The sequence below is a fragment of the Actinomadura madurae genome (assembly GCF_900115095.1).
Classification (GTDB): domain Bacteria; phylum Actinomycetota; class Actinomycetes; order Streptosporangiales; family Streptosporangiaceae; genus Spirillospora; species Spirillospora madurae.
On record NZ_FOVH01000002.1, the window covers coordinates 753,188 to 776,012 of the forward strand.

22 protein-coding genes are annotated in these 22,825 nt (G+C 73.4%); 9 read left to right on the top strand and 13 right to left on the bottom strand.

Features of this window, described 5'->3' with window-relative positions; translation table 11 throughout:
• Window positions 1-21: 21 nt before the first annotated feature.
• Both BM339_RS09045 and BM339_RS09050 read right to left on the bottom strand, forming a co-directional pair.
• Window positions 22-423: a PPOX class F420-dependent oxidoreductase gene (locus BM339_RS09045; RefSeq protein WP_021592534.1), complete on the bottom strand. Its 402-nt coding sequence runs from the start codon at window positions 421-423 to the stop codon at window positions 22-24.
• A gap of 18 nt (window positions 424-441) precedes the next feature.
• A complete protein-coding gene (locus BM339_RS09050; protein ID WP_024934752.1) occupies window positions 442-948 on the bottom strand; it encodes an NUDIX domain-containing protein in 507 nt (168 codons plus the stop codon).
• 155 nt (window positions 949-1,103) lie between these two features.
• On the opposite strand from BM339_RS09050, the gene BM339_RS09055 reads away from it, so the two are divergent.
• A complete protein-coding gene (locus tag BM339_RS09055; protein ID WP_021592536.1) occupies window positions 1,104-1,382 on the top strand; it encodes a PGPGW domain-containing protein in 279 nt (92 codons plus the stop codon).
• A gap of 16 nt (window positions 1,383-1,398) precedes the next feature.
• Here BM339_RS09055 and BM339_RS09060 read toward each other — a convergent pair whose 3' ends face one another.
• A complete protein-coding gene (locus BM339_RS09060; protein WP_075020502.1) occupies window positions 1,399-3,177 on the bottom strand; it encodes a serine/threonine-protein kinase in 1,779 nt (592 codons plus the stop codon).
• 903 nt (window positions 3,178-4,080) lie between these two features.
• Between BM339_RS09060 and BM339_RS09065 the strand changes: the two genes are divergently transcribed.
• On the top strand, window positions 4,081-4,857 hold the full coding sequence (locus BM339_RS09065; RefSeq protein ID WP_021592538.1) for an SGNH/GDSL hydrolase family protein: 777 nt from the start codon (window positions 4,081-4,083) through the stop codon (window positions 4,855-4,857).
• On the opposite strand, the gene BM339_RS09070 is transcribed toward BM339_RS09065, so the two are convergent.
• Window positions 4,803-5,972, bottom strand: a complete 1,170-nt coding sequence (locus BM339_RS09070; protein ID WP_075020503.1) for a Cmx/CmrA family chloramphenicol efflux MFS transporter — start codon at window positions 5,970-5,972, stop codon at window positions 4,803-4,805. The two genes, BM339_RS09065 and BM339_RS09070, sit on opposite strands and share 55 nt — an antisense overlap.
• 263 nt (window positions 5,973-6,235) lie before the next feature.
• Between BM339_RS09070 and BM339_RS09075 the strand changes: the two genes are divergently transcribed.
• Together BM339_RS09075 and BM339_RS09080 are read left to right on the top strand one after the other, a co-directional pair.
• Complete coding sequence (locus BM339_RS09075; RefSeq protein WP_021592540.1) at window positions 6,236-6,808, top strand: TetR/AcrR family transcriptional regulator; 573 nt, start codon at window positions 6,236-6,238, stop codon at window positions 6,806-6,808.
• Complete coding sequence (locus BM339_RS09080) at window positions 6,798-7,607, top strand: amidohydrolase family protein (RefSeq protein ID WP_075020504.1); 810 nt, start codon at window positions 6,798-6,800, stop codon at window positions 7,605-7,607. The genes BM339_RS09075 and BM339_RS09080 overlap by 11 nt, the downstream gene beginning before the upstream one ends.
• An 18-nt stretch (window positions 7,608-7,625) precedes the next feature.
• Here the strand turns inward: BM339_RS09080 and BM339_RS09085 are convergent, their stop codons facing one another.
• Window positions 7,626-8,672, bottom strand: a complete 1,047-nt coding sequence (locus BM339_RS09085) for a lysylphosphatidylglycerol synthase transmembrane domain-containing protein (protein ID WP_075020505.1) — start codon at window positions 8,670-8,672, stop codon at window positions 7,626-7,628.
• A gap of 105 nt (window positions 8,673-8,777) precedes the next feature.
• Complete coding sequence (locus tag BM339_RS09090) at window positions 8,778-9,365, bottom strand: TIGR03086 family metal-binding protein (protein ID WP_075020506.1); 588 nt, start codon at window positions 9,363-9,365, stop codon at window positions 8,778-8,780.
• A gap of 149 nt (window positions 9,366-9,514) precedes the next feature.
• Here BM339_RS09090 and cqsA point away from each other — a divergent pair, with 149 nt between their 5' ends.
• Window positions 9,515-10,681 carry an alpha-hydroxyketone-type quorum-sensing autoinducer synthase gene (gene cqsA / locus BM339_RS09095; RefSeq protein ID WP_021599437.1) on the top strand — a complete coding sequence of 389 codons (1,167 nt, stop codon included), beginning with the start codon at window positions 9,515-9,517 and terminating at the stop codon, window positions 10,679-10,681.
• Here the strand turns inward: cqsA and BM339_RS09100 are convergent.
• From BM339_RS09100 to BM339_RS09115, 4 genes are all read right to left on the bottom strand, one after another.
• Complete coding sequence (locus BM339_RS09100) at window positions 10,678-11,589, bottom strand: oxygenase MpaB family protein (protein ID WP_083597468.1); 912 nt, start codon at window positions 11,587-11,589, stop codon at window positions 10,678-10,680. The genes cqsA and BM339_RS09100 overlap by 4 nt on opposite strands.
• Window positions 11,590-11,691: 102 nt before the next feature.
• The gene (locus BM339_RS09105; protein WP_075020507.1) at window positions 11,692-12,879 is read right to left on the bottom strand and encodes a thiolase C-terminal domain-containing protein; all 1,188 of its coding nucleotides are present in this window, start codon (window positions 12,877-12,879) and stop codon (window positions 11,692-11,694) included.
• 101 nt (window positions 12,880-12,980) lie between these two features.
• Window positions 12,981-14,039 carry a threonine aldolase family protein gene (locus BM339_RS09110; protein WP_075020508.1) on the bottom strand — a complete coding sequence of 353 codons (1,059 nt, stop codon included), beginning with the start codon at window positions 14,037-14,039 and terminating at the stop codon, window positions 12,981-12,983.
• Window positions 14,040-14,090: 51 nt separating this feature from the next.
• Window positions 14,091-14,657: a hypothetical protein gene (locus tag BM339_RS09115; RefSeq protein ID WP_021599433.1), complete on the bottom strand. Its 567-nt coding sequence runs from the start codon at window positions 14,655-14,657 to the stop codon at window positions 14,091-14,093.
• Window positions 14,658-15,186: 529 nt separating this feature from the next.
• On the opposite strand from BM339_RS09115, the gene BM339_RS09120 reads away from it, so the two are divergent.
• Window positions 15,187-16,629, top strand: coding sequence for a helix-turn-helix domain-containing protein (locus BM339_RS09120; RefSeq protein ID WP_024934756.1), 1,443 nt, complete (start codon window positions 15,187-15,189; stop codon window positions 16,627-16,629).
• Here BM339_RS09120 and BM339_RS09125 read toward each other — a convergent pair.
• Window positions 16,589-17,350 carry a histidine phosphatase family protein gene (locus tag BM339_RS09125; protein ID WP_021600464.1) on the bottom strand — a complete coding sequence of 254 codons (762 nt, stop codon included), beginning with the start codon at window positions 17,348-17,350 and terminating at the stop codon, window positions 16,589-16,591. The two genes, BM339_RS09120 and BM339_RS09125, sit on opposite strands and share 41 nt — an antisense overlap.
• A gap of 74 nt (window positions 17,351-17,424) precedes the next feature.
• Here BM339_RS09125 and BM339_RS09130 point away from each other — a divergent pair, with 74 nt between their 5' ends.
• A complete protein-coding gene (locus BM339_RS09130) occupies window positions 17,425-17,790 on the top strand; it encodes a hypothetical protein (RefSeq protein ID WP_024934758.1) in 366 nt (121 codons plus the stop codon).
• Window positions 17,791-17,926: 136 nt separating this feature from the next.
• Window positions 17,927-18,334 carry a hypothetical protein gene (locus BM339_RS09135; RefSeq protein ID WP_052357360.1) on the top strand — a complete coding sequence of 136 codons (408 nt, stop codon included), beginning with the start codon at window positions 17,927-17,929 and terminating at the stop codon, window positions 18,332-18,334.
• A gap of 69 nt (window positions 18,335-18,403) precedes the next feature.
• On the opposite strand, the gene BM339_RS09140 is transcribed toward BM339_RS09135, so the two are convergent.
• Window positions 18,404-19,168 carry a nuclease-related domain-containing protein gene (locus BM339_RS09140; protein ID WP_021600314.1) on the bottom strand — a complete coding sequence of 255 codons (765 nt, stop codon included), beginning with the start codon at window positions 19,166-19,168 and terminating at the stop codon, window positions 18,404-18,406.
• Between the two features lie 298 nt (window positions 19,169-19,466).
• Between BM339_RS09140 and hrpB the strand changes: the two genes are divergently transcribed.
• On the top strand, window positions 19,467-22,013 hold the full coding sequence (hrpB, locus tag BM339_RS09145) for an ATP-dependent helicase HrpB (protein WP_075020509.1): 2,547 nt from the start codon (window positions 19,467-19,469) through the stop codon (window positions 22,011-22,013).
• Here hrpB and BM339_RS09150 read toward each other — a convergent pair.
• Window positions 22,000-22,749 (bottom strand): TetR/AcrR family transcriptional regulator, encoded by a 750-nt coding sequence (locus BM339_RS09150; RefSeq protein ID WP_075020510.1) that lies wholly within the window; start codon window positions 22,747-22,749, stop codon window positions 22,000-22,002. The two genes, hrpB and BM339_RS09150, sit on opposite strands and share 14 nt — an antisense overlap.
• Window positions 22,750-22,825: the final 76 nt, after the last annotated feature.

Consider the following 22,825-nt stretch of genomic DNA (forward strand, 5'->3'; position numbering starts at 1 on the left):
CCTCACCGGTGTGCGGCGCGGCTAGTCGATGACGCGTTTGATCATTCCGTCGGTGTCCGGGTCGAGGCCCCAGGCGAAGACGGTGCGCGGGTGGATGCGGATGACGTCGGCGGTGACATGAGCCTCCTGGCCCGCGTCCTCCACCGCGGTCTCGGCACGTCCGCGGATCTCGATGCCGCGCACGCGCCACGGCGTGATCGAGGCCAGATCGTCGACGACGAACGCCACCTGGTCGTTGCCGCGAAGGTTGCGGTACTTGCGGCTCTGGGCGAGGTTGTATCCGCGGATATCGATGGTGCCCCGCTCGGCGTTGTACCTGAACCCGACGGGATTGTTCTGCGGGTCGCCCTTCGGGCCCACCGTGGCCAGCCGGCCGAGCCGCTGCCCGGCGAGGTACTCGCGTTCAAGATCGGTAAGGCTCATGGTGCCCAGCCTGTAACCTCAACCTCCCTTGAGGTCAAGCGCGCCGATCAGGGCGCGCAGGCGCGGGGACATCGCGTCCGGCAGCGCGTCGAGCGGGTACCAGCGCGCCTCCAGGATCTCCGCCGCGTCCAGCTCGAGCCGCCCGCCCACGATCCGCGCCTCGTAGTACGCCTCGACCCGGTGCCGGAAGCCGCCGGCGAGGCCGAGCGGCCGCGGAACGACCTCGACCTCCAGCGACGTCTCCTCGCGCACCTCGCGCCTGACCCCGTCCTCAAGCCGCTCGCCGGCGTTGACGTACCCGCCCGGCAGGCCCCACGCCCGGTACTCGGGCCACAGCCGATGCCGGAGCAGCAGGATCCTGCCCTCGTCGTCCTGGACGATCCCGCCCGCGTACACCAGGAACGTGTCGTGCCGGAGCCGCGCGAGCCGCCACTGCATCCGCCCGCCCAGCCGCCTCCAGACCCGCGCGGCGAGCCGGCCGAGGCGCCCGCGCAGCCGGCGCGGCACGCCGACCGGGATCCTCATGATCGAATGCTAGCCCCCGCCGCCCCCGCGGCCGGACGAACGCCCGCGGGCGGCATCGCGCGGGACGTGGTCCTCGTCACACTCCCCGCGATCGGGATCCACCGGCGGGCCCCGACTCGTCCCACAAGGGAAAGCCAGACAAGCCAGGAGGATCTGTGACCACGACCGCGATGGAACCGACGGCCGACACCGCATCGGCTCCCGAGAGCCGCTCGCCCGTCCGGCTCCTCCGGAAGGTCGGCGTCGCGATCGCCGGCGTGGCCCTGATCGTCGCCGGCTGCGTCATGCTCGTCATACCGGGACCCGGCATCGTCGCGATCCTCGCCGGCCTGGGCCTCCTCGGCACCGAGTTCCCCACGGCCCGCCGCCTCAGCACCCGCCTGAACGCCTACGCCCGCACCGCCTGGAACAAACTCCGCCGCAAGAACCCCTGACCCAAGACCGACGCAGTCAGTACGCGCGCGTTATCGTGCCGCTCGCTCCCCAATCGCGGTAGCCGACGGAGTAGAGCGAATGGTAGACGAGGTCCGGCGCGACCCTGCTCCAGATGTCGATGTCCAGACGTTTCGGCAAGTTCTCGCGGTCGGTGACGAGCGTGTAGGTGACCTTGCTCATCCTGCTGCCGAACATCTTGTAAAAGGACGCTATCGGCCCACTGGCCGCGAGGTCTCCACCCTGCGCCGTGCCGCGGTAGGTGATCGTGCCGCTGTCGGCCGAGCGTCTGAGTGCCGGGGATTTCCGGAGAAGTTCCAGAACGTTGTATGGAGAGGTGACCCACCTCACCTCGCTCGCCGTCCAGATGAAGACATCGCTGATCTCCGACTGCGATGTGGCGCCGGTGGGATGGCAGGTCGTGGGGTCGTTGCGGTAGTAGCCGCAATTTCCGATCACGATGATGCGTTGGCGGTCCGGCGCTCCATACGAGGAGCCCAGATCGGTGCGCACCGTGAGGTCGTAGTTGGTGCTTTGGCCGGACTGGTAGTGCAGCCTGCCTTGCGCTTCGAAACTGTCGGCGCTTTGGGTCATGCCTCCCTCGGCGGTGAAGGCGGCCGTTTGCTGTCGCGCAACGGCTTTCTCCACGGCGGTGGCCACGGCGGCGGGAGTTGTCAAAGGGCCGGTCCTGGGCGCCGCAACTGGTGATTTCCTGCTGAGCGGGGTGTGGGTGGTTCGGGGAGTCGCAGCAGCGCTAGGGGTGGTCGTAGCCATGCGGGAAGGGGCGGAGGTTCTCGCCTTGACGGCCATCGCGATGGTGCCGACAAGTAACACGACCGCGATGAGAAGGCCGGCCACGAGAGGGACGCGCTGTAAGGCGGCGCGCTTCGCCGGGTTGCCCTCCACGGGGAGTCTGACGGTGGCCCAGCGGGTGGTGCGCTCGTTCGCGAGGGTGGCGTCGTCGGCTCTGGCCAGGGCGTGGCCTTGGGACAGGGCTTCGGGGGCACTGATCGGGCCCTGGGAATGCTCCAGCAGCTGCAGCAGGACGTCGCGGCTGCGGGGCCGCTTGGCGGGTTCCTTGTGAAGGGTCTGGGCCACGAGAACGCGTAGCGGGCCGGACAGCCCGCCGAGATCCGGTTTGCCCTTCATGATGCGGTTCATGACGGCCGGGATGGTGTCCTGGCCGTAGGGCGGACGGCCGATCGCGGCGTAGGCGATGGTCGCACCCCAGGCGAACACGTCGGCGGCCGGGCCGACCGGCTCACCTGCGAGTTGCTCCGGGGCCATATAGGACGGGGTGCCGATGACCGTGCTGGTAGCGGTCACCGTGGCGTCCAAGGACCGGGCCACGCCGAAATCGATGACACGGGGGCCGTCGGAGCCGACCAGGACGTTGCCGGGCTTGAAGTCGCGGTGGACGACACCCGCTTCGTGAATCGCCGCGAGCGCCGTGGCCGTTCCGATGGCCAGACGGTAGAGCGAGGGGCCGTCCTGCGTGCCGTTCTCCAGCACGAGATCGCGCAGGGAGGGGCCGTCGATGAGTTCCGTGGCGACGTAGGAGAGGTCGTCGTCTTCCCCCATGTCGAGGATTTCGGCGGTACAGAAGGACGCCACCTTGCGCGCCGCCGAGATTTCCTTGAGGAAGGCATCGCGTGAACCGCCGCGGTCATGAAGGACCTTCAAGGCGACCCGACGACCGTCCTCGTCCTCGGCGAGGTAAACGACGCCCTGGCCGCCTTCCCCAAGGCGTCCTGTCAGGCGGTAGCGTCCGAGGCTTTCCGGGTCCCGGGACGTCAAGGGTCTGCTCGCCGTCATGCCGGGCCTGCACGGTGGGACGCTGAAGAGGGATGCACGTGTGGCTCGACCTTCCTTCGTGCCGCAAACTGCGGAAGCGCTGGGAGCCGTGGCGCGCCCGACCTTCGTCAAGTTGCTGGACGGCCAACGTGCCCAGGGCGTTTACCGACGTTCGGGAACGGTGACGGCTCGTGAAGTCGATCAACGCGAACCTGATGAGGGCCCTCCTGGACCTCGGTGGAACGGGTGGCGTCAACGGGCCACGCCCATCGGGGACATCGGAGGCGGTGAGTGGCATGCCGGCCGGCGGACGCGGCGCCGGCGATGATCAATGTTGAGGATCCCGGAAGGTACCCCGAGTCGGGGTCGCCCGAGGCTGGACGGGGTGGTGCGAGGTCCCGGGGCGGGGTTCTTGATCTTCGGACAAAGGTGGGAGTTTCACGATTTCTGATCGTGGACGGGAGATTTCTATCTCGGTCTGTGTGCGCGGGTGTGATGGGGCTTTCTGGCGTGCGGACCGTCCCGGACTTCTCCGTGGGGTCGCGGTGCGAGAGGTGATGCTCGCGTCTGAATCTCCGGGCGCTGTGCATGGTTGGTGAGATTCTCTGTCTCTGGGCGGACTGGCGTGTACCTGGCAAAACCTAGGTGGTCTGCGGGGATTAATGGGGCGGATGTGATCAATGGGGCCGTCGGGATCTGTTTTAGAATGGTTGTTGCCTCTTGTGGCTTGACGGCCCGGGATTCCCTGATATTTCGGATTACAATGGCGAATAGTGACGAAGCGGGTTGATCAGTTGGTGGCTTGGGAGAATGGCGGCGCGGGTATGAGTGGGGCAACCGAATTCCGCTCGTCGCTCCGGAGTGCAGATGCGTCCATCCCGCCCCTGTCTGTCCGCTTTCGGTGCGGTGACCATCGCCGCCGCCTCCCTGCTGTGGTCCGGGTCCGCCTCGGCGGCCGCCACCAGCTACGTCGCACTGGGGGACTCCTACTCGTCCGGCACGGGGGCCGGGAACTACGACCCCGGCAGCGGGTCGTGCAACCGCAGCGCCAACGCCTACCCGAACCTGTGGGCGGCGGCGCACGCCACCGATTCGTTCAAGTTCGTGGCGTGCTCGGGGGCGACGACCACGAGCGTCGCGAGCGGCCAGCTCGGGGCGCTGACCTCCTCGACGACGCTCGTGAGCCTCACCGCCGGTGGCAATGACGCCGGCTTCGCCAACGTCATGCAGACGTGCGTGCTGGAGTCGACCTCCAGCTGCCAGAGCAGGGTCGCGCAGGCCGAGAGCTACATGCGCAACACCCTTCCCGGCCGGCTCGACTCCCTGTACTCGCAGATCCGCGCCAAGGCCCCGTCCGCGCGCGTGGTGGTGCTCGGCTACCCGCGCCTCTACAAGATCGTCGACGTGTGCGTGGGGCTGAGCAACGCCAAGCGCACCGCCCTGAACGGCGCCGCCGACACCCTCGACGGCGTCATCGCCTCGGCGGCGGGCCGCGCCGGGTTCGCCTGGTCGGACGTCCGGGACGAGTTCGCCGGGCACGAACTGTGCTCAGGGCACGACTGGCTCAACGCGGTGACGATCCCGATCGGGTCGTCCTACCACCCGACCGCGCTCGGCCACCGGTCCGGCTACCTGCCCGCCATGACCGGCTCCGCCCGCCTGGCCCTGAAGAAGCTGGCCTGACCGGCGAGCACCGCGATCGCGCCGGCCATCAGCAGCGCGCTCACCCAGACGGGGGAGCGGTAGCCGAGGCCGGCGCCGATCGCGGTGCCGCCGAGCCACGGGCCGATCGTGCCGCCCACGTTGAACGCGGCCGTCGCGAACCCGCCCGCCAGCGTCGGCGCGCCCGCTCCCTGGTCGAGGACGCGTGCGATCAGCGCGGGGCCCGTGCCGAACGCCAGCATCCCCTGGACGAAGACGAGCGCGACCGCCGGCACGGGGTGCGCCGCCGCCAGGGCGAGCGCGGCCCATCCGACGGTCAGTGACGCCATCCCGCCCGCGATGAGCACTGTGGGACGGCGGTCGGCGAAGCGCCCGCCGAGGGTCACGCCCGCGAGGGACCCGGCGCCGAACAGCGCCAGCAGTGCCGGCACCCATGCGGAGCCGAGGCCGGTGACGTTGGTCGCGAGCGGCGCCAGGTAGGTGAAGGTGCAGAACGTCGCGCCCTGGAACAGCGCGTTCACCGTGAGGGTGAGCAGGAGCCGGCCGTCGGCCAGCGCACGCAGTTCCTGACGGGCGCCGCCCGCGGACGGGCGTTCCTCCGGGATCGCCCTGGCGATCGCGGCGACGGCGGGAAGCGAGACCAGCGCGACCGCCCAGAAGGCCGCGCGCCAGCCCCACGCCTCGCCGAGCAGCGCGCCGGCCGGGACGCCCGCGACGCAGGCGACGGTGACGCCGCCGACCACGACCGAGGTGGCGCGGGCGCGGGCGGCGGGGGGTGCGAGCGCGGTCGCGGTGGTGAGCGCGACGGCCCAGAACCCGGCGTTGGCCAGCGCCGCGACGACGCGGGTGACCAGCAGCAGGGCGTAGCTGGTGGTGAGCGCGCCGATCACGTGCACGGCGACGAAGACGCACAGGAACGCCAGCAGCGCCCGGCGGCGCGGCCACCGCCGGGCGAGCAGCGTCATCGACGGCGCGCCGATCACCATGCCGATGGCGAAGGCCGAGGTGAGCAGGCCGGCGGCGGGGACGGACACGCGCAGGTCGGCGGCGATGCCGGGGACGAGCCCGGACAGCATGAACTCCGAGGTGCCCTGGGCGAACACGGCCAGCCCGAGGACATAGACGGCGAAAGGCAAGGGAGACTCCCGAGACGGCGAACAGGTCGGCTGATCGGTGGGGGGCTGCGCCGGGATGGCCGTCCGGTGTCGTCACGGACGGCGGTGGCGAAAGGAGATCCCTCGCGTCAGAGGGCGAGGACAGCCCGCCTCGGGCGGCCCGCAGGGAGGGGGCCGCCGGGAGTCAGCGTCTATCCGACTCGGGGCTGGACATGGCCACCAGGCTAGCAGCGGCCGTGACCGGGTTGACAGAACATTGTTCTGGAGTGCCAGAATGATGTTCTATGACGGAGGCGGGGCGGGCCCGGGTGCTGCGGGCGGCGCTGGAGCTGTTCGGGCGGGACGGGGTCGCCGGCACGACGCTGAGCGGGCTCCGGACGGCGAGCGGGGTGAGCGTCGGGAGCTTCTACCACCATTTCGCCGGCAAGGAGCAGGTGGCGGAGGCACTGTTCGTGGAGTGCGTCTCGATGTACCAGGACGCCTTCCTCGCCGAGCTGAAGGCGCATGACGGGGCCCGCGAGGCGGTGACCGGCGTCGTCGCCTTCCACGTCCGGTGGTGCAGGGAGAATCCCGGCCGGGCGCGGTTCATGTTCACCGAGCGTCCGGCGGGGAGCGAGGATCTGGCCGCGCGCAACAGGATGTTCTTCCGCGAGGTCCGCGGCTGGTGGCGGGTCCATGTGCGCCACGGCGCGCTGGCCGACGTGGACGCGGTGACCGCGTTCGTCCTCTGGCTCGGTCCCGCGCAGGAGCTGTGCCGGATGTGGCTGAACGGCCAGGCCCCGGAGCCGGACGGCGGGCAGGTCGAATGGCTGAGCGAGGCCGCGTGGCGGTCGGTGGGAGGCGATCATGCTGGTTGACGCGTGGATGCAGCACGGGACGGTCCGGTTCCTGCGGCACGAGATGCTGGACTCGCTGTGGCGGTGGACGGGGGAGCGTCCGCCGGAAGAGGAGATCCCGGTCGCGGCGACGGTCGCGGCGATGGACGCCGGGGGCGTGGACGTCGGCCTGATCAGTGCCTGGTACGGCCCGGAGGGCGACCTGGTGAGCAACGACGAGGTGGCGTCCTTCGTCCGGCAGGCCCCGGACCGGCTCGTCGGGATCGCGTCCGCCGACCTGCGCAAGCCCATGGAGGCGGTGAGGGAGCTCCGGCGGTGCGTGCGCGATCTGGGGTTCAAGGGCCTGCGCGTGGTGCCGTGGCTGTGGGAGCTGCCGCCGACGGACCGCCGCTACTACCCGCTGTTCGCCGAGTGCGTGGAGCTGGGCGTCCCCTTCTGCACGCAGGTCGGCCACACGGGCCCGCTCCGTCCGAGCGAGACGGGACGGCCGATCCCGTACATCGACCAGGTGGCGCTCGACTTCCCTGAGCTGGTCATCGTCGGCGGCCACATCGGCTATCCGTGGACGGAGGAGATGGTCGCGGTGTGCCGCAAGCATCCGAACGTGTACATCGACACGTCCGCCTACACGGTGCGCAGGTACCCGCCGGAACTCGTCCGATACATGACCCAGGACCGGCACCACAAGGTCATGTTCGGGACGAACTACCCGATGATGACCGCTGAGCGGGCCCTCAAGGGGCTGGGCGACCTTGGCCTCGGCGCGACCGCGAAGGAGGCGTTCCTCGCGGGCAACGCCCAGAAGGTCTTCGGTCTTTAATGATCTACAACGTAAAGGTCAGCGCCGGAGCGTCCGGCACGCCAGGATCCCCAGGGGGACCGGCGCCCAGAAGGTGATCGCGCGGAACAGCAGGACGGCGTGCAGGGCGGCGCCGGTGTCGATGTCCAGGGCGGCGAGCGCGGCGACGAGCGCGGCCTCGGTGGAGCCGACGCCGCCGGGCGTCGGGATGGCCGAGCCCGCCGCGGCGCCCACCAGGTAGGCGGCGACGAGGGCCAGGGTGTCGGCCGGCCCCACCGCCGTGCCGGGGATGGCGAGGACGCTGAGCGTGAAGGCGAGGCCGAGGGCGAGCGTCGTCCCGGCGGACGCGCCGAGGACGACCGCGAGGTCGCGCGGGCGGCGGCACAGGTCGGCGAACCCGGCGGCGGCCCGGCGGGCGGGCCCGGAGCGGAGCGCGCGGCGGCCCCACAGCACCGCGGCGGGCAGCAGTACCCCGACGGCGACGAGCAGCGGGAGGGGCGGGACGAGTTCGGCGGCCTGGGCGGCGTGGTGGCCGAGCGCGTCCAGCATCCGGTCGTTCGCGGCGCCGGGCAGGAGCACGGTGCCGAGCCCGAGGACGGCGCCCATCAGCAGCAGGTCCGCGGGCAGGCCGGCCACCTGCAGGACGGCCACGGCCACGGCGGCGCGGGGGAGTGGCAGGCCGCGGCAGACGAGGTAGCGGGTGTTCACGGCGACGGCGCCGAGGCCTCCCGGGGTGACCCGGTTGGCGGCGGACGCGGTGAACTGCGTCATCGTCGTCGCGACCAGCGGGAGCGGCCGGCCCGCCGCCCCGCGCAGCGCGATCGCCGAGAAGACGTAGTGCAGCAGGGACAGCAGGACCAGCGGCGCGAGGAATCCCCACCGCATGTGGCCGACCGCCGCGGCGGCCGGCCGTAGTGGGCCGGCCGCCACGAGCGCGGCCGCGGTGAGGGCGGCCGTCAGGATTCCGAGGACGGCCCAGCGGGCCCCGCGGGACCGCGGGACGGAGGGGAGGGCGGGGGCGTCGACGCCAATTCCGGTGACCTTGGCGGACGCCGCGGTTTCAGCGGGGGCGGCGATCGTCTCCACACCTCAGTGGTCGGCTACTCGATTGAAGAGTATGCGACCCCCGGCATCCCTGGACGCGAACGTTGGGTGACCTGTGATCCACGAGGCCCGCAGGTCACGTGCGGATCAGGCCGTCCAGCCGGGCTCGCGGCCGAGGTGGCGCAGGAGGGCGGCGACGTCGTCCTGACCGGTGTGGGGGAGGGCCGCGGCGTAGGCGCCGTACTGGCGCAGCGGCTCCACGATCTCCCGGGCGACGCCGAGCAGCGTCCGGGAGATCTCGGGGGTGAGCGGGGACGGCCGGCCGGTGGCGACGGCGATGTCCCAGGCGTGGACGGCGGCGTCGAGCGCGGCGGCCCCGGCGCCGGTGTCCGGCGTGAGGGAGCCGGGCGGCACGGGGACGGTGACCGCGGCGGCGTCGCGGCCGACGGTCGCCCAGGCGGCGGCGCAGGCGGTCAGGGACGGCTCCAGCAGGTCCATCGGCGTGCCGTCGAGCGTGCCGGACGGCTGGAAGGGGTCGTAGCCGGGGCCTGGCTCGCCGGTGATGGCGGCGGCGAAGGCGAGCTGGTCGCCCGCGGCGTGCTGGACGACCTGGGCGACGTCCCATCGGCTGCACGGGGTCGGGCGGCCGAGGTCCCGGTCGGAGAGGCCGTGGACGGCGGTGCGCAGCATGTCGTGGGCGGTGTCGAGGACGGTCCAGCCGGAGGTCTTGTTCATGCCTCCGATTCTATCAGAACGGAATGATTCGTTCCACTCGAACTTTTCCCGCGCCACGACGCCTTGGTCCGCTCCCGAGATTCTTTTCACACTATGATTAGGGGCCGCTACAGGACGTGACCTAGGTTTGACGGGGGAGAGTGACGACCATGACCAGCGCTCACCAGCGGCTGGGCGAACGCATCAGGGTGTTCCGGGGCACCCGCGGCGGGCGGCGGCCGGCCACCGCGAAGGCCCCCGGCGACCGGGCGATCATGCTGACCTGTAGCGACTATCTGGGCCTGGCCGAGCATCCGGCGATCACCGAGGCCATGATCGCCTGCCTGCGCGCGTCGGAGGGCGCCGCGCAGGCACCCGGCCCCTGCCTGCCCGAGGACCACCCGCAGGTCGTCCTCGGCGAGCACGTCGCACGGCACATGGGCGCGCGGGCCGGGGTGCTGTGCCCGTCGGGGTGGGCCGCCAACACCGGGCTCCTCCAGGTGGTCGCCGGGCCGGACGTCCCGGTCTACCTGGACGTCCTCGCGCACATGTCGCTGTGGGAGGGGGCGCGGGCGGCGGGCGCCGAGCTGGCCTACTTCCGCCACAACGACCTCGACCACCTGCGGCGGCGGATCGAGGTGGGCGGCTCGGGGGTGATCGCCGTGGACGCCGTCTACAGCACCGACGGCTCGGTGTGCCCGCTGGCCGGCCTCGTGGAGGTGGCCGAGGAGTACGACTGCCTGCTGGTGGTGGACGAGTCGCATTCGCTCGGCACGCACGGGGAGCGCGGCGCGGGGCTGGTCGCCGCGACGGGGCTCACCGGGCGCGTCGACTTCCGCACCGCGAGCCTGGCGAAGGCGCTGCCGGGCCGGGCGGGGCTGATCACCTGCGACCGTCCCGGCTTCGCCGACTACTTCGCGCACACCGCGCTCCCCGCGGTGTTCAGCTCGACGCTGCTGCCGCACGACGTGGCGGGGCTCGCGGCGGCGCTGAAGGTCGTCCGCAAGGAGGGCTGGCGCCGGGACCGCCTGCGCGCCGTCACCGCCCGGCTGCGGGACGGCCTGGCGGGCCTCGGCTACCGCCTCGTCGCGTCGGACTCGCAGATCATCGCCCTGGAGACCGGCTCGGAGGCCGACGCGACCATGCTGCGGGACGCGCTGGTCCGCCGCGACATCTTCAGCGCGGCGCTGTTCCCGCCGTCGGCGTCGGTGGGCCGCACGCTGGTGCGCCTCTCCGCCCATGCCGCGCTGAGCGACGACGACGTCTCGCGGATCCTCGCGGCCTGTGCGGAACTCCACCCCCGGCTGGCCGTCCCCGCGTCGGCCCCCGCGGGCTAGGCGGCGGGCTGGTAGCGGCTCTGGCGGGTCTGGGCGCCGATGTAGCGGAGCATGCTGCGCAGGGCCCAGTGGTTGAGGCCGGCGGGCATCATGCGGTAACCCTGCCGGTTGGCCAGGGCGAGGGCGGCGAACCGGGCCTGGTCGAGCGGCGACCAGGGGATGTCGAACCGCTCCCGGACGAGCGGGGGCAGGCAGCCGAAGGTGATCAGGCGCAGCGGCCGCTCGATGACGAGGCGGCCGGCGCGGTCGAGGCGGGGGCCGCCGACGGGCAGCAGCGTGACGGTGTCCGAGCCGTGCTTGGCGATCTCCAGCGCGCGGGCGGCGGCCGGGGTGAGTTCGAGCGTCTTGGCGCAGATGTGCCAGAACTTGGACTGGAAGGCGGCGTAGTCGGCGGGGACGGGGCGCATGCTGACGCCGTAGCGGGAGTACCAGGTGACGGTCTCGGCGTACATCTGCTCGTGGTCCTCGGCGGTGAGGGTGCCGGGGTGGAAGGTCTCGGCCGCCTTGAAGATCTCCCAGGTGAAGGTGGCGTGCGCCCACCAGAACGTCTCGGGTTCGAGGGCGTGGTACCGGCGGGCGTGCTCGTCGACGCCGCCGATGGCGCGGTGCAGGTCGCGGATGCCGCGGGCGCGGGCGGCGCCGTCCGGGGTGAGGATCGTCGCCCAGATCTGCGGGACGGACCGGTGGATCCGGTCGAAGGGGGCGTCGAAGAACGCGGAATGCTCGCTGACCCCGGCGCCGATGCCGGGATGCATGAGCTGCATGAGCCCGGCGGCGGCGCCGGGAAGCAGCGAACGCATGTCGGCGGCGTGCCGCCACAGCAGCGTGCCGGGGACGAGCGGGGCGTGCGCCGCGGTGCGGCGAGCCGCGGTGGTGACGACCGACGGGGGCGAGGACGGGGCGGGCATCGCACCTCCAGGCAAGCGATCACTCAGACCCAGAGTAACCCGGATGAGACAAGAGTCAAAGATTGTCGCACGTCCGAACCCGCCCCGAACGCACCGAGCCGGCTAGCTCCTCTTGTACACCGCCACCGCGCAGGCGCTGCCCAGGCCGATGTTGTGCTGGAGGGCGACGCGGGCGCCGTCGACCTGGCGGTCGCCGGCCTTGCCGCGGAGCTGCCAGGTGAGTTCGGCGCACTGGGCGAGGCCGGTGGCGCCGAGGGGGTGGCCCTTGGAGATGAGGCCGCCGGACGGGTTGACGACCCACTTCCCGCCGTAGGTGGTGGCCTGGTCGTCGACGAGTTTGTGGCCTTCGCCGACGCCGGCCATGCCGAGGGCCTCGTAGGTGATGAGCTCGTTGGCGCTGAAGCAGTCGTGGAGCTCGATGACGTCGACGTCGTCGATGGTGACCCGCGCCTCGTCCATGGCCTTCCCGGCGGCGCGCTGGGAGACGCCGAAGCCGACGACCTGGATGGAGGAGTTGTCCTCGAAGCTCTCGGGGGTGTCGGTGGCGATGTGGTGGCCGGCGATCTCGACGGCCTGGTCCCAGAGGTCGTGCCGGTCGAGGAACCGCTCGCTGACGACGAGCGCGGCGGCGGCGCCGTCGGAGGTGGGGGAGCACTGCAGCTTGGTGAGCGGGTCGAAGATCATCGTGGCGTTCTTGACGTCGTCGAGGCTGTACTCGGTCTGGAACTGCGCGTAGGGGTTGTTGACCGAGTGCTTGTGGTTCTTCCAGCCGATCCAGGCGTAGTGGTCGGGGGTGGAGCCGTACTTCTCCATGTGCTCGCGGCCGGCGTTGCCGAACATCTGCGGCATGGGCGCCTTGTCGAGCTCCCATTCGCGGCCGGCGGTCATGGAGCGCAGGTGGTGGTCGATGATGGTGACCTTGGACTCGCCCATGCCGGCGCCGAGGGAGCCCTTCTTCATCTTCTCCATGCCGAGGGCGAGGGCGCAGTCGGCGAGTCCGCCGCGGACGGCCTGGCGGGCGAGGAACAGGGCGCTGGAGCCGGTCGCGCAGGCGTTCATGACGGTCATCACGGGGATGCCGGTCATGCCGGTCTCGTAGAGGGCGCGCTGGCCCATCGACCCGTACATCGAGCCGGCGTAGGCCATCTCGATGGTGTCGTAGCCGACGCCGGCGTCCGCCAGGGCGTTGCCGACGGCCTCCTTGGCCATGTCGGGGTACTCCCAGTCGCGGGAGCCGGGCTTCTCGAACTTGGTCATGCCCACGCCGACGACGAAGGTGCGGTTGGCCATGGGGCTCGCCTCCTGTAACCGAATCCTGTTCGGTACACGATAACGCGCCGGGCCATGCCGCGGGCGGGCGGTCTCCCGATCATCGGGACGCCCGTGCCGGTTCAGGCGGACGCCTCCTCGGCGAGCGCGGCGGCGAACGCGTCCACGTCGTCCGGGGTGGTGTCGAAGGAGCAGACCCAGCGGACCTCGCCGGTCGACTCGTCCCAGGTGTAGAAGGGGAACCGCTTGCGCAGCCGCCCGGCCACGTCCCCGGGCAGGATCGCGAACACCGTGTTGGCCTGCACTGCCTGCGTGATCCGCACGCCGGGGACGGCGCGGGCGGCGGCCTCCAGGCGGCGGGCCATCGCGTTGGCGTGCTCGGCGTTGCGCAGCCACAGGTCGCCGTCCAGCAGCGCGACGAGCTGCGCGGACACGTACCGCATCTTGGACGCCAGCTGCATGCTCGACTTGCGCAGGTAGGCCACGCCGCGCACGGCGTCCGGGTTCAGGACGACGACGGCCTCCCCGAGCAGGAGCCCGTTCTTGGTGCCGCCGAAGGACAGCACGTCCACGCCCGCGTCCGTGGTGAGGGCGCGCAGCGGCAGGCCGAGGGACGCGGCGGCGTTGGCGATGCGGGCGCCGTCCATGTGCACGGTCAGGCCGCGCTCGTGCGCCGCCGCGGCGACGGCCGCGGTCTCCCGCGCGGTGTAGACGGTGCCGAGCTCGGTGCTCTGGGTGATCGACACGACGGCGGGCTCGCGCCGCTGGACGTTGCCGAACCCCGTGGCGTGCCGTTCGACCATCTCCGGTGTCAGCTTGCCGTCCGGCGTCGGCACGGTCGCCAGCTTCAGCCCGGCGATCTTCTCGGCGGCGCCGCACTCGTCGGTGTTGATGTGCGAGGACTCCGGGCAGACCACCGAGCTCCACCGCTCCGACAGCGCCTGCAGCGACACCACGTTCGCGCCCGTCCCGTTGAACACCGGGAAGACCTCGGCCCGCGTCCCGAAATGCCGCCGGACGACCTCGCGGAGCCGCGCGGTGACGACGTCATCGCCGTAGGCGGGCTGGTGCCCGTCGTTGACCTCGGCGAGGGCGGCGAGGACGTCCGGGTGGACGCTCGCCTGGTTGTCGCTGGCGAAACCGCGTGTCGCGGGCGGGCGGGATTCGGGCGGCAGAGTCATGCGTCCATTGTCCAGGACGCCCGGTTTCCGCCCTGCCGGGGAGGGCCGCGCTCAGGCCGGGCGGTCGGTGATGTTCTGCACGGGGGCGGGCGCGGCCTCGGCCGGCGGCGGCTCGGCGGCGCGCAGCGCCATCCGGGCGCGCATCGCGTCGAGGTCGTCGCCGAACCTGGCCACGGTGGACTGCAGGTCGCGCCACAGCCCGGTGCGCTGCTCCAGCTGGGCGAGCTTGGTGCGCAGCTCGCCGATCCGCCGCTCGGCCGACTCCAACCGGGCGTCGTGGCCGGCGGTCTCGCGGCCGGTGCGGATCAGGCTGGTCGCGACGGCCGCCAGGTCGCGCTCGGTGTCGTCCATCCGCTCGTCGATGCGCGGCAGCAGCCGGTCGTTGAGCTGGCCGACGAGGGAGTCGAGCTCGATGCGGATCGCGCGCACCTCGGTGCCCTGGTCGCGGACCTCCCGCTCCAGGACCGCCACGCGCTCGATATAGTCCGGCAGCAGCCGGGCGAGCCGCGCCGACCGTTCCAGATCCCGCCCCGCTCTGACGAGAAGGCCGGCGCCTTCGCGCAGATGGCGCTCCGCCTCGGCGGCGGCGCGGCGGACGAGACCCGGGATCACGGTCATGGCGCTCCCTCCACGGGATGAGCGGATGGAATCTCCTTAAACTGTAGGCGAACCGACCGTGAACCTTTTGTGAACTCAGGAGTTTATTCAGGGGAGCGGACGTGCTTTTCGGACGGGCCCGGGACGCGGGCCCGGGGCGGCCGGCGCGGCCGGCGCGGCGCAGGCGCACAGGCCCCGCCGGACGATGAGCCAGGCGCGTTCGGCGGTGTAGTCCGTCCGGCTCAGGGCCGGGCGGACGCGGTGGCAGGTCAGGCAGAGCATGCGTTCCGACGTCCTCCCCGTAGTGCGGGGAGCGGCGCCGTCCCGCACGCATTCCCCCCGGACGCGCACGGGACGGCGGGACCCTTGGGACGGCCCGTCGGCTCCCCGGCAGCGACACGGTAGGCGCCGCCACGTTGCATGCAGGTTGCGATCGTCCGATCACTCTGTGTGTCCGAATCCGGCCGGGCGAGATCCCGGGAATCGGTTGCGCCGCCGGCGCGATTGGACCGATCCTCAGACGGCCGAGGTCTCTCCGGGGAAAGGGCTGATGGTGGTGCACGAGGCTGTGCCGGTCCGGCAGCCGATCGCCGAGTCGTGGCGCCGGTCCCGGGACGCCGGCGTCGACGCCGGGGTGGCGGCGGCGCCCCTGGTGTTCGACCGGGACGTTCTCGCCGACGCCCGCGCCGCGCACCCCCTCGAACGGCACCTGCCGATGCTGGAGGCGCTGCTGCGGCAGGTCGCCGACGAGACCGAGCACCTGATGGTGATCACCGACGAGACCGGCAACGCGCTGTGGACGCAGGGCCCGCCGGCCGTCAGCCGCGCCGCCGACGCGATCGGGCTGACCGAGGGCTTCCGCTGGTCGGAGGACGCCGTCGGGACCAACGGGATCGGCACCGCGCTCGCCACCGGCCGGCCCGAGTACGTCTACGCCGCCGAGCACGTCGCGCACGTCCTGCACGGCTGGTCGTGCGCCGGCGCGCCGGTCACCGACCCCGACACCGGGCGGATCGTCGGGTGCATCGACGTCAGCGCCACGGTGGACGCGCTGCATCCCGCGACCGTCGCGCTCGTCGCCGCCGCCGCGCGGCTGGCGGAGTCGCGGCTGGAGAACGAGATGCTGGCCCGGGACGAGCGGCTGCGCGAGCGGCTGCTGCCGCACCTGCGCGGGCTGCGCGGCGCCGGCGCCCTCGTCACCCCCACCGGCCGCATCATCGCGGGCGAGCGGCTGCGCGGCCGGCGCGTCCCCGTCCCGGAACCGGGCGGCACGGTCGTCCTGCCGGACGGGCGCACCGCCGTCGCCGAACCGCTCGGCGAGGCGTTCCTGCTGCGGCTGCCGGGCCTCGTCGGCCGGGTGGACACCGGCGCGCGGGCCGGCCGCGACGCCGCGGCGCCGCCCGCCGGCGACGCGCCGCTGCTGACCCTGACGCTCCTCGGTGCCGGACAGCCGCACGCGCACCTGGACGGGCGCCGGTTCGACCTGACGCTGCGGCACGCCGAGATCCTCGCGCTGCTGGCGCTGCACCCGCGCGGGCTGAGCGGCGACCGGCTCGCGCTCTACCTGTACGGCGACGACGGCAGCCCCGCGACCGTCCGGCCCGAGATCCACCGGCTCCGCCAGCAGTTCGGCGGCATCGTCCGCGCCCGCCCCTACCGGCTCGGCTGCGCGGTGGAGGCCGACTTCCTCACCGTGCGGCGGCTGCTCGACGGCGGTGACGTCGCCGCCGCGGCCCGGCTGTACGGGGGCGAGCTGCTGCCGCTGTCGGACGCGCCCGGCGTCCGCGCCGAACGCGACGAGCTGGCGGTGCGGGTGCGGCGGCAGGTGGTCGACCGGGGCGGGGCCGAGGCGCTGTGGACCTACGTCCAGACCGAGCCCGGCCGCGCCGACCTGGAGGCGCTGGAGCGGCTCCGCGCCGTCCTGCCGCCGGGCGATCCGCGGCTGCCCGCGGTCAGCTCGCGCCGCGCCCGGCTGCTCGGCGGGGAGCCGTAGGCGCCGGCGTCCCCGTCAGGTGGGCGCAGTCGTTGTAGCAGACGGCGGCCAGGCCGGTGCCGTCGTGCCGCCACCGGGTGACCGAGGCGTTGGCGACCGGCTCCTTCTCGATCGCCATGACCTCCTTCTCGGTCAGCTCCTCGACCAGGTACCGGGTCATGACGACGATCGCGTCGTGCGTGACGACCAGGGCCCGGCCGCCGGGGGCGCCGTCCTGCAGGTCGCGGTAGAAGCTGCGCAGCCGCAGCGCGAGGTCGGCCCACGACTCGCCGCCGGGCGGCCGGTAGTAGAACTTGCCGAGGCGCCGCAGCCGGTCCGCCTCCTCCGGGAACCGGTTCTGCACGCCGCGGGCGGTGAGGCCCTGGAGCGCGCCCTGCTCCCGGTCGCGGAGCCGCTCGTCCACCTTGATCCGCACCCCGCCGGGGTCCCGCGGGGCGGCGTAGGACGTCTGCGCGAGCGCGATCTCGGCGGTGTCGAGGGTCCGCAGGTAGGGGGAGGCGATGACGACGGTGGGGCGCTCGTCCTCGGGAAGCGCGGCGAGCCAGCGGCCGAGCGTCGCCGCCTGCGCGCGGCCGGTGTCCGACAGCGGGACGTCGGCGTCCCGCTCGGGGATGCCGGCCTCCTCGGCGTCGGTGCCCTCCACCGCCTGGTAGGCGAGGTTGCCGGTGCTCTCACCGTGCCGGGTCAGGGTCAGCCACTGCAGCGCGTTCACGCCCGCCATGCTGCCATGCCCGGCGGGGTGCGGACGCCGGTGCGGTGACACCGTCCTCTACAGGCGGTAGTACTCTCTGTGCCGTGACGGACGTCCTGGCCACCGTGACCATCGTGGCCGCGCTGCTGACCGCCGGCTACGCCCTCGTGACCGCGCTGCGCGGCCGGGCGATGGGCGTCGCCGACCTCACCGCGCTCGGCGTCCTGGAGGCGCTGCTGATCGCGCAGGCCGTCGTCGCCGTCGTGAAGCTGTCCGGCGGCGAGGGCCCGGACGGCCCCGCCACCTTCGTCGGCTACCTGATCGGCTCGCTGCTGATCCCCGTCGCCGGCGCCGGGTGGGGCCTGCTGGAGCGGACCCGCTGGGGGCCGGGCGTCATCGTCGTCGCCGGCCTGGCGGCCGCCGTCATGGTCGTACGGATGAACCAGCTGTGGAGCGGCACCGGTGCCTGAGCCCGAGCACGAGGACGTCCGGGAACCCGCGGGCGGGCGGCCCGAGACCCGCGCGGGCGACGGCGCCCGCGCCGGCGCCGGAACCCGCGCGGGCGCCGAAGGCCGGCCCGGCGGCACCGCGAGCGGGCCGGGACGGCTGCTGGTCGCCGTCTACGCGGTCTTCGCGCTCGCGGCCGGTGCGCGGGCGGGCGTGCAGATCGCCACGAAGTTCTCCGACGCGCCCGTGGCCTACCTGCTGTCGGCGCTCGCCGCGGCCGTCTACGTCCTGGCGACGGTCGCGCTCGCCCGCGGCGGCCGGACGTCGTTCCGGATCGCCGTCGCGGCCTGCTCGACCGAACTGGCCGGCGTGCTGGTCGTGGGCACGCTGAGCGTCATCGACACGGCGGCCTTCCCCGACGAGACCGTCTGGTCCATGTTCGGGCGCGGCTACGGGTTCGTGCCGCTGGTGCTCCCGGTCCTCGGCCTGCTGTGGCTGCGCCGCACCGCCCGCGAAGGTGGCGGAGCCTCCGCGGGCGGTGGGCGCCCTGTGAACGGCGGCGTGTGAGCCCCCCGGCCACAGGTGTTCAGAAGTCGGTTGCCGCGGCATGCCCTCTCCGCTCCGTCATGCGTGCCGTCATGCCGCGGCCGTCAAGTGGTGGCCGCCGATCGGCAGGGCGCGGACGGCGGCGCTGGTGATCGCCTCGACCTCCTCGGGCGACCGGTCGGCGACCGGGTTGCGGTGCATCCAGCGGATCAGCCGCAGCGGCTGCGCGAAGACGATGCCGTCGGCGGCGAAGGGCGTCCGGACGAGCTTGCCGCCGTGCACGGCCAGCACCGGCGTCACCGGCACCGGCACCTCCGCGACCCGGGAGATCGCCGCCGCGGCGGCCTCGGCCCGCGCGGTCAGCCCGGCGACAAGCTTGGACTGGGTGCGGCCGTCGACGAACAGCTTGCCGCCGTGCTGGGAGATCTCGGTGCCGGGGGCCCACGCCTCGTTGTGCACGAGCCAGACCCCGCCGGGGCCGATGACCAGCTCGTCGGCGGTGCCGTGCCCGGGGACCGTCCGCCCGTACAGGACGCGGTGACCGCGGCGCTCCAGCGTGTGGCGCAGGAAGCGGTTCATGCGCTCCTCGCCCCGCAGCCCGAGCCGCCACACCCGCGAGGCGTTATGAATGCGCCAATGGACGAACGTGTCCGCGGACGCCACCAGAACGGCCATCAGGATTCCGAAAGCGGCGTTGACGAGCAGTGCGCACAACACGAGCGCCGCCGCCGACAGAATAGCGCGCGTCCGCAAACGCCCCTTTTGGCCGCGCTGCCATAGCTCCTCGTACACCGCCTGCGGCGAGCCGCCCGTGAAGGCCGGCCGGTCCCTGAGATAGATGGAGCTGCCGAACATGGGAACCTCCCAGCACCTGCGATGACAGCATCATTATGGGGATGCCCCCGGCATTGACGCTACAGTTCGCAAGGTGACTTAAATCAAACTCCTAGGACAGTTCTCGGCCTTGACGGCATTGCGTGCCTGGTCGATCGTGCAGGGTTGGCCCGGCCGATTCGCGGGAAAACACAGAATAGGTCGGGCGGAGTGCATGAAAGGCACAGTGCAAGTATCACCGCAAGAAACACGGCCTTTTTCGCCGCAATTCATCGGGGGCCGTTCCAGGGTCCGTGCGCCGGGGCGGCACACTGGGACGATGCAGCTGAGCGCCGCCGAGTCCCTCCCCGTCCGCCACGCCGTCCCCGCCCTGCGCGCGGCCCTGGACGACGGCGGCACGGCGGTGCTGGCCGCGCCTCCCGGCACCGGCAAGACGACGCTGGTCCCGCTCGCCCTCGCCGGGCTCGCCCTCGGCGGCCCGCCCGCCGCCGGGAAGGTGCTCGTGCTGGAACCGCGGCGCCTCGCCGCCCGCGCCGCCGCCCGCCGCATGGCCTGGCTCCTCGGCGAGCGCGTCGGCGGCCGGGTCGGCGTCACCGTGCGCGGCGAGTCCCGTCCCGGCTCCCGCGTCGAGGTCGTCACCACGGGCGTCGTCCTGCAGCGGCTCCAGTCCGAACCCGACCTCCCCGGCGTCGGCACGGTGATCCTGGACGAGTGCCACGAGCGGCATCTGGACGCCGACACCGCGCTGGCGTTCCTGCTGGACGTGCGCGCCACGGTCCGCCCCGACCTGCGGCTGGTCGCCGCGTCCGCCACCGCCGACACCGGGCCGTGGGCGCGGCTCCTCGGCGGCGCGCCCGTCGTGGAGACCGAGGCGGCGCTGCACCCGGTCGAGACGATCTGGGCGCCGCCGCCGCGCCCCGTCGCGCCGCCCCACGGCATGCGCGTCGACCCGGCCTTCCTCGCGCACGTCGCCGCGACCGTCCGGCGGGCCGCGGACGAGCGCGACGGCGACGTCCTGTGCTTCCTGCCCGGCGTCGGGGAGATCGCCCGCGTCGCCGGGATGCTCGCCGGCGCCGGGGCCGACGTCCTGCAGATCCACGGGCAGGCGCCCCGGTCCGCGCAGGACGAGGTGCTCGCGCCCTCCTCCCGCCGCCGGATCGTGCTGGCCACCTCGGTCGCCGAGTCGAGCCTCACCGTGCCCGGCGTCCGGACCGTCGTGGACTCCGGCCTCGCCCGCGAGCCCCGCACCGACCACGCCCGCGGCCTCGGCTCCCTCACCACCGTCCGCGCGTCCCGCGCCACCGCCGCGCAGCGCGCCGGCCGCGCCGGGCGGGAGGCCCCCGGCACGGTGTACCGGTGCTGGACGGCGGCCGAGCACGACCGCCTCCCGGCCCGGCCCCGCCCCGAGATCGAGCTCGCCGACCTCGCCGGGTTCGCGCTCCAGGCGGCCTGCTGGGGCGACCCCGACGCGAGCGGCCTCGCCCTGCCCGACCCGCCCCCGCCCGCCGCCATGGACGCCGCCCGCGCCACCCTGCGCGCCCTCGGCGCCGTGTCTTCCCGAGGGGGGACGACCCCCCACGCCCCCCGCAACGCCGTGGAGGACGGGCGCGTCACCGGCCGGGGCCGCAGGCTGGCCCGTGTCGGGTTGCATCCGCGCCTCGCCCGCGCCCTGGTCGACGGTGCCGGCGAGGTCGGCGCCCGTGCCGCGGCCGAGGTCGTCGCGCTGCTCTCCGAGCCCCCGCCCCGCGCCGCCGGCGACGACCTGACCGCCGCCTGGCGCGCCCTGCGCCGCCGCGGCCGTCCCGCCGACGCCCACGCCGCCCGCTGGCGGGACGAGACCGCCCGCCTGGAGAAGGCGCTCGCCTCCTCGGCTCCGGAGGTCCGGCCGGGAGGGGAGGCCGAGGACGACCGGGTGGCCGGAGTCGTGGTGGCGCTGGCGTTCCCGGAGCGGGTGGCGCGCAGGCGGGGCGGCGGGTATCTGATGGCGTCCGGGACCGGGGCCGTCCTCGCGGACGGGTCGGCGCTGGCCGGGGCGCGGCCGGAGTGGCTCGCGGTGGCGGCGGCGGACCGCCCGGCCGGGTCGGCGTCGGCGCGGGTGCGGCAGGCCGTCGTGATCGGCGAGGACGTGGCGCGGTTCGCCGCGGCGCCGCTGCTCGGCGCGGACGAGGAGGTCGCGTGGCGGGACGGGGACGTGGCCGCGCGCCGCGTCGAGCGGCTCGGCGCGATCGAGCTGGACGTCCGGCCGCTGCCGGAGCCCGACCCGGCCGCGGTGCGGGCCGCGCTGCTGGACGGGGTCCGCGCCGAGGGGCTGGGACTGCTCACCTGGACCCCGGCGGCCGTCGCGCTCCGCGAGCGGCTCGCGTTCCTGCACGGTGCCCTGGGGGAGCCCTGGCCCGCGGTCGACGACGCGGCCCTGCTGGAGCGGGCTCCGGAGTGGCTGGCGGGAGCGCGGCGCCGCGCCGACCTGGCGCGGGTCGACGTCGCCGCCATGCTGCGGGGGCTCCTGCCCTGGGAGCAGGCCGCGCGGCTGGACGAGTACGCGCCCGAGCGGATCGAGGTGCCGTCCGGGTCGCGGATCCGCGTCGGCTACTCGGGCGAGCGGCCCGTCCTGGCCGTGAAGCTGCAGGAGCTGTTCGGCTGGGACGCGGTGCCGCGGCTCGCGGGCGGGCGGGTGCCGCTGGTGGTGCACCTGCTGTCCCCGGCGGGGCGCCCGGCCGCGGTCACCGCCGACCTGGCCTCGTTCTGGCGCGAGGGCTACAAGGCGGTCCGGGCGGAGCTGCGCGGGCGCTACCCGAAGCACCCGTGGCCGGAGGACCCGGCGGGGGCCGTCCCGACGAAGCGGACCAAGCGGGCTAGCGGGAGCTGATCAGGACCTCGATGCCGTCCAGGACGCGGGCGAGGCCGAACTCGAAGGCGCGCCGGGGCGCGGCGGGGGCGTTGTACTCCTGCCCGGCCGCGGTGCCGACGCGGGTGCCGATCGGGTAGTCGGCCTCGTCGACGAGCTCGGCGAGCAGCGGCGCGGTGGCCTCCCACCACTGCAGGTCGCTGATGCCGCTGCGGCGCTCGGCCTCGGCGGCGTTGACCGAGACGCGGGCGGCGCTCTCGGCGAAGCCGGTGACGAGCGCGACGACCGAGTCCATCTCCACGTCGGTGAGGCCGAGTCCCTCCACGGCGCGCAGCTCGAACTCGTACTTGGCGAGCGTGTGCGGGCCCATCGGCGGGCGCGCGAGCGTCACCTGCAGCAGCCACGGGTGGCGGTGGTACAGCGCCCAGCCGTCGTGGGCGACGTGCTCCAGCCGGGCCCGCCACGTGTCCTGCTCCGGGGGTGTCAGCTCGCCGAACGCGCGGTCGACCATGGCGTCGATCAGCTCGGCCTTGCCCGGGACGTAGGTGTAGATCGACATGGGGGAGACGCCGAGCTCGTCGGCGATGCGCCGCATGGACAGCGCCTCCAGGCCCTCGGCGTCGGCCAGCCCGATCGCCGTCCGGACGATGTCCTCCGGGGTCAGCCGCGGCTTGGGCCCCCGTCTGGGGCGAGCCCGCACGCCCCACAGGAGCTCCAGGCTGCGTTTCGGGTCCCCGCCCCCGCTGTACTCGGTCACGCCGGGATCCTCTCAGGGATGAAACTCTGTACTCCGTACGCTATATTGGCCGCGATAGTAATTCCGTACTGCGTAC